A 392-nucleotide genomic window follows, 5' to 3' on the forward strand; every position below is an offset into this window, starting at 1 on the left:
ACACGACACCGGTTGCCCGGCTGGTCGATCCGCATTGCGACGTCGTGCTGGTCGGCGACAGCGTCGGCATGGTTCTTCATGGGCTGCCGTCGACGCTCGGTGTGACGCTGGACATGATGGTCATGCACGGCCAGGCCGTGCGGCGCGGACTCGAACGCGCGCTGATGGTCGTCGACATGCCGTTCGGCTCGTACGAAGAAGGGCCGGATCAGGCCTTCCGCAGCGCCGCCCGCGTCATGGCCGAAACCGGCTGCGCGGCCGTCAAGCTCGAGGGCGGCGAAGCGATGGCCGAGACGATCCGTTTCCTCGCCGGCCGCGGCATCCCGGTGATGGCGCATGTCGGACTCACGCCGCAGGCGGTCAATGCCTTCGGCGGCTATCGCGTGCAGGGC

At 68.9% G+C, this 392-nt stretch carries 1 protein-coding gene; it reads left to right on the forward strand.

Annotation, left to right across the window (positions count from 1 at the left end):
- The coding region (locus tag EOA60_RS37210) for a 3-methyl-2-oxobutanoate hydroxymethyltransferase (protein ID WP_206628499.1) at positions 1 to 392 on the forward strand (392 nt) is incomplete at both ends.

Source organism: Mesorhizobium sp. M1A.F.Ca.IN.020.06.1.1, from assembly GCF_004023265.1.
Taxonomy (GTDB): domain Bacteria; phylum Pseudomonadota; class Alphaproteobacteria; order Rhizobiales; family Rhizobiaceae; genus Mesorhizobium.